The following is a 12,048-nucleotide window of genomic DNA, read 5'->3' as shown; positions in this document are numbered from 1 at the left end:
CCTCACTTCTCATCTAACTCTACAGATTGTAAAGCTAGTAACATTCCAAAGGACATATCTTTACCAGAGGAATGCCCGATTTGTATAATTCTGTCAATATTTTCGTCAACTCTATTATCCCGATGGTTCTCCAAATCCAAGAGTAACTGATACAACAATGAATTTACATATCCTTTAGCCGAGCTTGCAATATAGCCTTTACTAACATCTGTTGTGGATAAATTTGCTGCCGAAAGAGTAGCGGCTAACGCCGCAGCTCTTTCTTCAGCAAGTATGAACAGAATTGTTTGATACGCCACTAAAATGTCATCACCACTCGGGGTTAACCCTTTGCCCCGACCAATCAGATAATTCGTTACTTCTTGCCATTCCGATAGTGTCCAAACTTTTTGTTTTTGGCTCATTTTTTTGAAAATATGCTTTGCGCGTTCGTCTAAAGGCAGGCCAATTCTACGTTCTAAATTTCTCGTTAATAAGCGGTCTCGTAACAAGCGTAATTGGTCTTTTTCTAACTTGAAATGAGTAATGTTTAAAGAAACGACCTCGGCAGGTGTGAGTTGGATCGTCTTCACGCCGACTGTACTGTAAAAGGTCAACTGATTTTCTGTGATTTTGACTTTATTGCCTTGTTGTACATACGGAAAAACTTCTTGAAACAATTGATCCGGCAAAAACATACCAAAGCTTGATAAATAATTATGGAAGTTTGCAACATTGATTAATTGATCCTGGACTTTCAGATTAAATGAACGTTCAAAAACACTGTGAATGGTTCCCATCTTGCCATATTGGTGGATAGGAAAAATGTAGTCACTAATGACTAGTTGGTTATTCAACCGTAATGCCTAGTTTCTCAGCATACGCTTCTAGAGCTTTTTCAAAACAGCCTAGAGGTGCTCTAACTGTCCCTGCACCAATTTGACCAACACCGGCATTTTTGTGTGCAATCCCTGTATTGATGATTGGTGTAATTCCTAATTCCACCACTTTACGGATATCAATTCCTAAACAAGTTCCTTGGAAATCCCAAGTTGGAATTGAGAATGTTGGGTTGTGTCCTTCACAGATTTTTGCCATTTCATTTGAGGTTGCTAACGCATCTTCAAAACCACCTGCACCTACAAACCGTGTTACGCCAGGTGCAGCTACCATAGCCATTGCTCCAACGCCTACTGTTTCAGTAATTGCACTATCCCCGACATCAGGATTTCCGTCTTCTTCGCTGAAACCAGTGAAGTAAAGACCTTTTGGTGTATTTACTGGTGCGGTATGCCATTGATCGCCTGTTTCTGCAATCCGGACCCCAAAGTTCACGCCGTTACGAGTCATCGTTGTGACAATCGTTCCGTTGGTATCTTTACGAGCACCATCAACAATTGCTTTCCCAGTTGCCATCATGACATTTAAGAAGAATTGATCTGTGTCAGCTAAGAATTTGATCACTTCGTATTTTTGATCTTCTGGAATATCTGTTTTGATAATTAATGGAGACAATTCTTTTAAGAAGTTCAAAGATGCGGCAATATTTCTTTGGTGGAACTCGTCACCCATTGTAATAGAGCGCGCGATCAATACGTTTAAGTTCAAGCCTTCTTCAGAAAGTTTCAAGGCTTTCGCAATAGTTGGTCCTAAAACATCTTTAATCCAATCTAAACGATCAACCACTTCTTGTGAATAAGCACCAAAACGCAATACTTTACCGATACCTTCATTCAAGATACAGTATGCTTCGTTACCTTCTAAGCGATTTTCTACAACAAAGACTGGCATATTACCAGAAGTAATACCGCCCATTGGTCCTACTGCTTTCACATGGTGACAAGGGATGAAACGTACTTCGCCAGCTTCAAAAATCTTCAAGGCATCTTCTTCGTTGTCTGCCCAACGTTCGAATAATGCAGCACCGATACAAGCACCTTTCATTGGTCCAGTCATTTCAGACCATTGGATTGGTGGTCCAGCATGAAGTAATGTTTTTTGTGCGTCATCATTTAATTCTGGAATCACTGATTTCGCAGGTACCACATCTACTAAGAATGGTTGTGCATTTTTAATTTTGTCTGTTACTTTGTGATTTTCAGCTTCGATTTGTTCACTGTAATCTTCCAAAGCATCTAAAATTTTAATCATTTTTTTATTGCCGTTAGCACGTGGACGCCAGTTGAATTGAACAGTTTCGCCCCCGTAATCAACGATTGATTCTGTAAAGCTTTGCAACCCAACGTTAATGATTCTTGGTTTGGTTGTTAATAGTTCCATTACTTTTTCGCCTGGTTTTGGTACATCGACAGTTGATCCGTTGTAAGCAACCACTTCTTTATCGTCTTCTGAAATTTCGATTCCTTTTAGTAATAAAGCTAATTGAACAGCTTTAGCATTGCTTTCTGCAACTAAAACGCCGCCTTCTTTCAAACGATCAACCGACGATTGGTAATTTTGCGGATCTTTCGTCGTCCCACAGACAGTTGCAACAAAGTAAAGATCACGTCCTGCTTCTTTGGCTGTGGCACGCGCTTCTTCAATTGCTGGTAACAATGCACCAACCATGTCTTCATGAGCACCATAGCCTAACACCACATCGAATAAGATAATCCCCGTTTTTTCATCTTGTGCGTATTCACGAATTTTTTCGATACGAACATCTGGGTCAATCATTGGGTGTGGACGACCTTGTGTATACATATCATCGCCTAAGTCAATGACTTCATAACCGTGAGATTTCAAGACATAGCCTTCTGCTTTCACTAAACCGCCAAGGTCTAAAGCTTCAGAAATTAACATACCTGCTTCAGAAGCTAATGTACCACCTGAATATAAGCCTTTTACAACTTTATCTTCTGGTAATGTTGGTACAGCTGGTTTTGCTAATGCTTCAAAGTAATTTTTCTTCACGGCTACATCATTTGCTAAATCGACAGCAATTTTAGCTGTTTCTTCTAATGTATGAGCTAGATAAACTTTGCCTTCGTGACTTGTTGGTTTTTCTCCTAAGAAAATCGCAACGACTGGTTTTGAAATGCTTTGTAATAATTCAACCACTTCATCACGAACTTCTTTTGCAGGTGGTTTAGAGATGACTGTAATCACATCGGTTGGTTCGTGATTTTCTAAGGCCACAATTGCATCTTTCACAGTGATAGCGCCTACTTTGTCGCTTAGGTCACGACCACCAGTACCAATGGCGTGAACAACTCCGCCACCTAAGCGGTCAATAATCGTTGTGACTTCTTGAATCCCTGTTCCTGAAGCACCAACAACGCCAATGTTTCCTGGAGAAACAACATTTGTAAAGGCGATTGGAATACTTGAGATAATACCAGTTCCACAGTCAGGGCCCATCATTAGTAAGCCTTTTTCATGCGCTAATTTTTTCAAACGTACTTCATCTTCAATCGACACATTATCCGTGAAAGAGAACACGTGTAAATCATTTTTTAAGGCACGTTCCATTTCTGGCGCGCCATACTCACCAGGAATACTGAATAGCGCTACATTCGCCTCTGGTAAAAGATCAAACGCTTCTGCCCAAGAAGTTGCTGCTTGTGCTTCTTCACTAGTTCCTTTTGCTGATAAATCATCTAAGAATTCATCAATCGCTGGCATAACTTCTTCCATGATGTTTTCTTTTTCACTGTCAACCACAATCATCATGTCGTTTGCAGATGCACTATTGGCCTCATCCGTTAACAAGTTCGTGTTGTTAAGGATGTCTTTGTTGGCATCTGTTCCCATCATGATTTGACTCATGGTTACACCATCTAATGCATTGATTTTATTGGTCAATAACATTAAGTTGATGGAGTCTTGGTAATTGTTTTTCAAAATTACTGTGTGTAACATTGTTCATCCTCCTATCTATTCCTTACAATGCTATTGTATCGAAACGAGAAAGTGTTTTCATCGGACATAATTCTAAAAAAATGGTATAATTTTTATCCATAAGAGGAAAAAAGGAGAAAACGATGAAATTAAGAGAGTTATTATCGATAGGCGACTTAAAAAAAGGTAAAATTTTGACGAAAGAGATTGGTTTAGACAATGAAGTTGACTCAGCTATGGTCTTAGAAGCGATTGACATTGAGAACTGGAGTAGAAAGAATCAGTTAATTTTGACTTCTTTCTACGCTTTGCATGATCTACCTGAAAAAGAGTTGGAAAATTTTTTCGTAAAGATGCGCCGGATTGGCATCAGCGGCTTAATTTTAAAAACAGATCGATTCATTAAAATGATTCCAGAGTGGTTTATCGAATTATGTTTCAATTATGAAATTCCTTTAATTAAAATCACACAAGACATTAGCTATGAAAAAATTCTGTTTACGATTTACGAGCCTTTGTTGAATTATCAGTCGCATGTCTTACGTACGTATTACGATGTGCGCCAGCGTTTCACCAAATTAGAGCGCCACTACCCAACGGTTGAGACGATTATGCAAGAATTTTATGACATCATTAAATTACCCTTCGCTTTAAAAATGTTGGATAAACATCTGGAAATTAGCGATGGTGACTTACCCCATGATGCGATTGTGCTCTCAAGAGAAAAACTAAAAAACAGTGAATTCACTAAAAACGATTACTCTCTTTTAACACTTTACTCTCATGCCAACCCCAAAAAACAGTTGGCACTAGAAGTTTCTATTTTCAATAGTTATTCCACTAATTGTTTACTTCTGGTTTATTTACAAGATGAAAAGGTTAAAGAAACGGATTTAGTGATTATCGAAAATGCGATTGATGTCTTACAAGAAAAATTCAATACCGAAAATTTGTTAAAAAAAGAACGGTATACTCGTTTGAACAACTTAGCGGATGCTATTTTACAAAATACACCGCAAAATCCTGACGAGCTAAACAGTTTGCTTCGTGAAGTGCAAATGCAAGAACTAGATTCTTACCAAGCAATTGCTTTTTCTACCAAAGACACCAATACACAACTCATGAAAGAACGAATTATTGCCTTACTTCGTACCCTGCGTGTGAAATCCATCTTCTTTGATCAACTAAATTATTCGGCTGTCCTTTTTAACTTCAATGAAAGTGATGGAAAAATTACAAAGCTGCAATTAAGTCGTTTATTAGCTGAACTTTTAGAAGAAAACGACACGCTTACCGTCGCCGTCAGCAGTTTGAAATCACGAGAAGGTATTAAAGAGCTACTGATTGAATGTCTGGACATCCTGCGCTTTAATGAAACTTTTTACAACGGACCAATTGTTACCTTAGCCGATATCGGGGTTTTTAAAAATTTTATCCGCGAAGACCAATTGGAAAATTTAGACGAATTAATTCCTCGCGCACTTTATCAATTAGCCGAAAATAACTACGATTTGTTTGAAACCTTGTACAGTTTTTTCCAAAATAATCGCAACTATAAACAGACCTCTGAAGCGATGTTCCTTCATTCAAAAACAATTCGTTATCGTTTAAACAAAGTGGAACAACTTCTTGATATTGACTTAGCCAATCCCTTGCAATTGTTAAATTATGAAATTGCCACATACATTATAAAGATGAGGAGACGTGCACTTGAAAAACAATCAAACACTCGCTAATGGCGCAACAGTTACTATCTACCCCACTACGACTGAATCAACGAACTATGTCGTCTATTTACATGGTGGCGGGATGATTTATGGAACCAAAAGTGATTTACCAGAAGAACTGAAGGAGCTGTTTACAAGCAATGGCTATACCGTTTTAGCGTTGGACTATTTATTGGCTCCAAATACAAAAATCGATCACATCTTAGGAACGCTAACAGAAACCTTCCAATTGTTAAACGAAGAGATTATTCAAAATCAGCCCTTTGGTTTGTGCGGGCGTTCCGCTGGCGGTTATTTAATGTTACAGTTAACCAAACAATTACAAACACTAAATTTGACGCCACAATTTTTAGTCAATTTTTACGGCTATACAGATTTAGAATTTATTAAAGAGCCACGAAAATTATTAAAGCAAGCCATTTCCGCTAAAGAAATAGCTACCATCGACCAAACGAAGCCTGTTTGGGATGATCCTTTTCTTTCTCGCTATCTGCTGTATCATTACAGTATTCAGCAAGCGCTATTGCCGCACTTTTACGGATTACCAGAAAATGGGGACTGGTCTGCTTACGCACTGTCAGACGAAACATTAAAAACGTTTCCCCCTTGTTTCAGTACAGCTAGCAGCTCAGACGAAGAAGTGCCGTTCCGCTATAGCAAAAAAATCGGACGGACCATTCCTGAGAGTACCTTTAAAGCGGTTTACTATTTAGAACATGATTTTTTAAAACAAACCAAAGATCCTTCGGTCATCGCTTTATTTGAGCAATTGGATAGCTGGTTGAAGGAACGATAAGCATAACAAAAAAAGAAGCGAGAAATCTCGCTTCTTTTTGTTATTTTTGATAAAGTGTGGTTCCTTTTACCACACTGATTTCCACCGGTGTCTGACGAGCGACAAAAGCCGCCGCACATTCTGCTTCAGTGAGTAAGTAAGTTGCTTCAGCACCAACTTGCGGCCAATTTGCTTGCCCTTGTTCATCTAAAGTCGTGATACCATCTGTCACTAAGCCTAATAATTGTGTTAAAGCATCTTGATCTTTCACATTAAAAAGTTCACCTAAACGAGCCAATTTTTCTTGTAATGAGCCATCACCATAAGGAGACCAGCAATCGTAGATATTGTCACAACCAAGATGGACATTGACGCCATGACGTAACAATTCCATAATTGGCGGAATCGTGTTAGGTGTGATTGGCACGCTGGAATTAATATGAATTTTTTCTGCTGCTAAAGCGTCATAAACTTCGTCACGTTCTTCACCAATGAAATCATTTAACCCGAAGGCATGGCTGATAAATACTTTGTCTTGTAGGCCATATTCTTTCGTTAAACGGATAATTTCTTTAATCGTCGTTGTCCCAGCTTCGTGACGGTCATGTAAATGAATATCCACACCGACACCATGTTTATCTGCTAAGCGGAATGTTTCAGCCAATGATTTTTTGTAATCACCATCTAGTGAATAAGGATCCACGCCACCAATAAAATCGGCACCTTTTGCCAATGCTTGATCAACTAATTCAACGGAATCTGAACGTAGTAAGCCGTGCTGTGGAAAGACGACAATTTCTACCGCAAATGGTTTCGTTTGGGCCAATGCTTGGACTTCATCAAAATAACGTAAGTCTGTCATCGGTTCCACGTCGACATGTGTTCTGAAGGCTGTCGCGCCATGTGATAATTCTAAGTCAATTAAATGATTTGCGCGTTCAGTTAAAGAAAGTTCTAAACTATCTAAATAAGGGATTTCTGTTTCGACACGTTCCACAATTGTCTTCGCTGGCGTCACTGGATACCATGAAACACCTAATTTACTTTTATCAAAGTGACAATGTTTTTCAATCAAACCTGGTAAAATCAATTGATGGTGACCATCAATAATTGTCATCCCAGTTTCTTCTACCAATTCTTCATTGGAGATGATTTTCGTAAATACTCCATCTGTTACTTCAATTGCCACCTCTTTGGTTACTGTCCCAGATAACCAGTCACCTTCTTTTTGATACCCTGTTTCAATTCGAACATTTTTTAACCAATAATTCATGCTTTCCTTCACTCCTACCTGTATTTATTCCTTCCCGAAAGGACACAACACTTAGTCGTACTGTGCTAAAATTTCACTAATTTCCGTATAACCTTTTTGATTGGCATAGTCCATTGCTGTTCGACCAGAATTGTCTTTAATGGATTGATCCGCACCATTTTCCATTAACAATTTTACAATATCTTGATATAGTTGGTTCCCTTCACGTAACCCAACTGCCTCAATCAACGCTGTATAGCCAAAGTCATTTTGGAAATCTATGTCTTCTCGTCCATCTTCTAACAAGAGCTTCACATTGTCAATATGTCCTTTTTCAGCTGCCGGAATTAACGCATTGCCGCCGTAACGGTTATGCTTATTTAAATCTGGTGTCGCATTTTTTAACATATACGCTAAAATCTCCGTACGTCCTTGCGCTCCCGCATAAAGATAGGGACTATCACTAATGCTATTTTGTAGATTAATATCAGCACCCCGATCAATCAACGCTTTCGCAATCTCAATGTCATTATTGTGAACAGCGATATTGAGCGGTGTATTGCTTTCTGTGTCGACTTCATCCACTTGATAAGTAGTATCTTGCAAAATTTCCTTAACCCTCTTCGTATCTCGTTGATTGGCTGCTTCTAAAAGTGCACCCACTTCATAGGTCTTCATTGGTTCTTTCACTTCCTCTTTTGATGTTGTTTGAGCCACTGAACGAGTTGTACTGGTGCTTTCAGTTTTTGCACTACTTTGAGTAGTCACCGTTTGACTATTTTGTGACGGTGCGGAAGGTGTTTCTCCTCCTTGACACGCAGCAAGTAATGGAATGGTCGTGACACTTAATAGCCCCATTAAAATTTTTTTGTTCATTGTGCTCAGCTTCCTTTCCTCGAGAGAAATATGAGATTTTTCTCCAGTGGTTCTAATCTAACGAATCTTTTTTTATTTGTCGATTAAAACGCTTTCTCTGTTTTTTTATTTTAAAAAGATAGAAACCAAAAGCAGGAAGTCCTACTTTTGGTTCCTATTCTCATGTCTAGTTTTTAAAAGGTAAATGTTGGGTTAAAGGTTCCTTGATAAGGTTCATGCTCTACAAATACTTGAATATCATTACCTTCATTATCTTTACCCATTCGTGTATAAGTGAAACGATTTTCATTTAATTCTGTTAATTCTAACGCAGCACCATAGCGATTCGCACCGATAGATACATGGGCTCGAATTTTGTTATTATCGGCAACTTTGAAATATCCATAGTCGCCACGTGTTACACCTGTTTGTAAGTTGAAGAACTCATATTTACTACTATACGTATCAAATTTTGCTAAGCTGATAAAGTTTTGATTAGCTGCCGTAACATCATTTCCGTCTTTATCGACCACTTTTGTGCCATTCCATAAAGTTTGTCCTAAGATTTCATCCCCAGGCTTGTTTATATCAATTTCGCCTGTTTGGTTTGTTAAATATGGACGTCCGTTCGTAAATGTTAATTGACTTTCTGTTGGATAAACAGGTCCCACGTATGAAGTACTTACGCCAGAAGTTGCTTTGTTTTCAACATAAACTTCAATAGGATTTCCAGCTTTATCTTTCCCCGTTTGTTTGTAAGTGAACGTGTCACCATACAGTCTAGCAAAGTCGTACACTCCTTGATAGTTTTTTGTTTGTGAAATAAAAACAACTTTTAAAGGACTCGAAAAACCAGCCGTAATAAAGAAGGTTCCTTCATCACCTAATGATTCTCCTGTTTCCTTGTCAAAAAATTCATAAAAACTTGTTGCGGCATCAAATTTGGCAGCATGTAATAAATCAGTATTTTCAGCAGTTAAATCTCTACCTCTCGCATCATAAACACGTCTACCTTCCCAATCCTTACCTGTCAAATACTCATCCAAACGTTCACCGACTGTTCGTTTGGACTCTGGACGATTACCTACATTATTGCTTGCACCTACATTAGCCCCTGAATTACTTTCATAGGCAAACACTGTAGTACCACTACCAACTGCTGTAAATAGCATCGTGCTTAAAGTTACTGTTACTAACATTTTGAAAACCTTTTTTTTCATCATTTAAACTCCTTTACTGATTGATACTTCCATACTAACAATTATTTATTAACTACACCTGTCAATAATATGAACAAATTATAAAATAATTATATTTATAATTAAAATATTAATAAATGTAAAACATGTTAATAACAACTTATTTATTTCAAAAATGAAAACAAAAGAACGTTGGGGGACGTTCTTTTGTTAGATGAGAGAGAAGACAAGAGAATACTAGAAAGTAAAAGCTGGATGATATGTGCCTTGGTAAGGTTCATGCTCTACAAATACTTGAATATCATTACCAGCATTATCTTTACCCATTCGAGTATACGTAAATCGATCATTGTTTAGTTCTGTTAATTCTAGCGCCGCACCGTAACGATTCGTACCAATAGATACATGGGCCCGAATTTTGTTATTGTCCACCACTTGGAAGTACCCAAAGTCGCCACGTGTTACACCTGTTTGTAAGTTGAAGAACTCATATTTACTTGTGTTTGGATCAAATTTCGCTAAACTAATGAAATTTTGATTGGCCGCTGTCACATCATTACCGTTTTTATCTACGACTTTTGTGCCATTCCACAAGGTTGTTCCTAAAATTTTATCCCCTGATTTATTTGTTACAATTTTGCCAGTTTGATTGGTTAAGGCTTCACGTCCATTTGTAAAAGCTAATTTTTTCCCATGATAAGGAACGTGTTCCACATAAACTTCGACATCATTCCCCAGTTTATCTTTCCCTAAACGTTTGTAAGTAAATTTGTCTTTACTCACTTCGGTTAAATCCACTACGGCTTGATAATTTTGTGTCCGCGAAATTAAAATTCGTTTTGTGCCATCACTTGTCACAAAAAATGTTCCTTCGTCACCACGGGTTTCCCCAGTGTTTTTGTCGAAAAACTCGTAAAAACCAGTCTCACCATCATATTTTGCTAACCCAATAAAATTAGCATTTTCTGCCGTTAAATCATTACCAGCAGCATCATAAACACGGGTTCCTTGCCAGTCCGTCCCAGATAAAATCTTAGTCGCCTTATCACCTTTTGTCTGGCCATTGTTTTGATGTTTACCTAAATTTGCTGTAGCACTATTTGGATTGGCTGCATGATCTGCAAATGCTGGACTTGCATAACCTGCTATAAGTAACGTACTTAATGTTACTAAAGTAATCGAACTTAATACTTTCTTTTTCATAAAGCATCGCTCCTTTTCTTTGATAAACCAATCTTAACAAACGATTCTAAACTACCACTGTCAGAAAAATGAACAATTTATAAACGATTAAAAACAACTATAAACTATTTTTTTATTAAAAATAAAGCGGTCAAAAGAATCCTTTACTTTCTTTTGACCGCTTCAGCCACTCGTGATTGACTAATTAGAACGTGAAGTCTGGCGTAAAGTCACCTTCATATGGTTCATGTTCCACAAAGACTTTAATTTCTTTGCCATTGTTGTCTTTACCCATGCGTGTATACGTAAAACGTTTATCATTTAATTCTGTTAATTCTAATGCAGCTCCATATTTATTGTCACCAATTGAAACATGGGCACGAATTTTGTTATTGTCAATTACTTGGAAGTAACCAAAATCGCCACGTGTTTTACCCGTTTCTAAATCAAAGAATTCATATTTACTTGTTTTATTATCAAATTTCGCTAAACTAATAAACATTTTATTTGCTTCAGTAACATCATTACCATCTTCATCTAAAACTTTCGTGCCATTCCATAATGTAGCCCCTAAAATATCATCACCAGGTTCATTGGTAACAATCTTGCCAGTTTCTGTTTCCAAATCTTTACGACCATTCGTAAAGGTTAACTTTTTGTCAGAATAAGGAACATGCTCTACAAAGACTTCTACATCTTTCCCGTCTTTATCTTTCCCCATTCGCTTATAAGTAAATTTATCCTTTGTCACTTCCGTTAAATCGACCACTGCTTGATAGTTTTGTGTATCCGAAATCAAGATACGCTTTTCGCCATCGTCTGTCACGAAGAATGTGCCTTCATCGCCACGGGTTTCCCCTGTCTCTTTATCGAAAAATTCATAAAAACCTGTTTCACCATCATATTTTGCTAAGCCAATAAAATTAGCATTTTCTGCTGTTAAATCATTATTATTTTTGTCATAAACTTTTGTGCCTTGCCAATCTGTACTGGATAAAATTTCTGTTAATTCTTGTCCTTTTGATTGCTCTTTAGCTGATTCTGCTGAACTAGAGACTGCAGTGCTTGAACTAGCTGCACTTGATTTTTCTGTGGCAGAGTTGGCTCCGCCAGCACAACCTGCAATCAACAACGTACTAAAGGTTAATAAGGTCAGCGCACTAAAAACTTTTTTCTTTTTCATGGTTGGTAATCCCCTTTTTCTTTTTGATAGACCTAGAATAGCAAAGTCTTATAAAC

The 12,048-nt window shown here is 37.7% G+C and carries 9 protein-coding genes; 2 read left to right on the top strand and 7 right to left on the bottom strand.

Translation table 11 applies throughout. The features are described from left to right. Positions 1-2 precede the first annotated feature (2 nt). Together IGI87_RS01845 and fdrA are read right to left on the bottom strand one after the other, a co-directional pair. Entirely contained in the window at positions 3-836 is an 834-nt protein-coding gene (locus IGI87_RS01845) for a DUF2877 domain-containing protein (protein WP_438736113.1), read from the bottom strand. Continuing rightward, positions 829-3,840 carry a DUF1116 domain-containing protein gene (fdrA, locus tag IGI87_RS01840; protein ID WP_104853830.1) on the bottom strand — a complete coding sequence of 1,004 codons (3,012 nt, stop codon included), beginning with the start codon at positions 3,838-3,840 and terminating at the stop codon, positions 829-831. Before fdrA ends, IGI87_RS01845 begins: the two co-directional genes overlap by 8 nt. Positions 3,841-3,962: 122 nt before the next feature. Between fdrA and IGI87_RS01835 the strand changes: the two genes are divergently transcribed. Then, complete coding sequence (locus IGI87_RS01835; RefSeq protein ID WP_002355248.1) at positions 3,963-5,555, top strand: PucR family transcriptional regulator; 1,593 nt, start codon at positions 3,963-3,965, stop codon at positions 5,553-5,555. Next, a complete protein-coding gene (locus tag IGI87_RS01830) occupies positions 5,530-6,342 on the top strand; it encodes an alpha/beta hydrolase (RefSeq protein WP_438736112.1) in 813 nt (270 codons plus the stop codon). Before IGI87_RS01835 ends, IGI87_RS01830 begins: the two co-directional genes overlap by 26 nt. A 40-nt stretch (positions 6,343-6,382) precedes the next feature. On the opposite strand, the gene IGI87_RS01825 is transcribed toward IGI87_RS01830, so the two are convergent. The 5 genes from IGI87_RS01825 to IGI87_RS01805 all read right to left on the bottom strand — a co-directional run bounded on the left by IGI87_RS01825 (position 6,383) and on the right by IGI87_RS01805 (position 11,992). After that, the gene (locus tag IGI87_RS01825; protein ID WP_438736111.1) at positions 6,383-7,594 is read right to left on the bottom strand and encodes an amidohydrolase family protein; all 1,212 of its coding nucleotides are present in this window, start codon (positions 7,592-7,594) and stop codon (positions 6,383-6,385) included. Positions 7,595-7,645: 51 nt separating this feature from the next. Then, positions 7,646-8,449, bottom strand: a complete 804-nt coding sequence (locus tag IGI87_RS01820) for an ankyrin repeat domain-containing protein (protein ID WP_164982915.1) — start codon at positions 8,447-8,449, stop codon at positions 7,646-7,648. 173 nt (positions 8,450-8,622) lie between these two features. Continuing rightward, positions 8,623-9,648, bottom strand: a complete 1,026-nt coding sequence (locus IGI87_RS01815) for a DUF4822 domain-containing protein (protein ID WP_438736109.1) — start codon at positions 9,646-9,648, stop codon at positions 8,623-8,625. Between the two features lie 216 nt (positions 9,649-9,864). After that, the gene (locus tag IGI87_RS01810) at positions 9,865-10,830 is read right to left on the bottom strand and encodes a DUF4822 domain-containing protein (protein ID WP_438736108.1); all 966 of its coding nucleotides are present in this window, start codon (positions 10,828-10,830) and stop codon (positions 9,865-9,867) included. Between the two features lie 184 nt (positions 10,831-11,014). Then, on the bottom strand, positions 11,015-11,992 hold the full coding sequence (locus tag IGI87_RS01805; RefSeq protein ID WP_104853825.1) for a DUF4822 domain-containing protein: 978 nt from the start codon (positions 11,990-11,992) through the stop codon (positions 11,015-11,017). Positions 11,993-12,048 lie beyond the last annotated feature (56 nt).

Source organism: Enterococcus sp. DIV1444a (assembly GCF_051712125.1).
GTDB classification, from domain to species: domain Bacteria; phylum Bacillota; class Bacilli; order Lactobacillales; family Enterococcaceae; genus Enterococcus; species Enterococcus faecalis.
The sequence above is the reverse complement of the archived record's forward strand: the minus strand, read 5'-3'. Positions and strand labels throughout refer to the sequence as shown.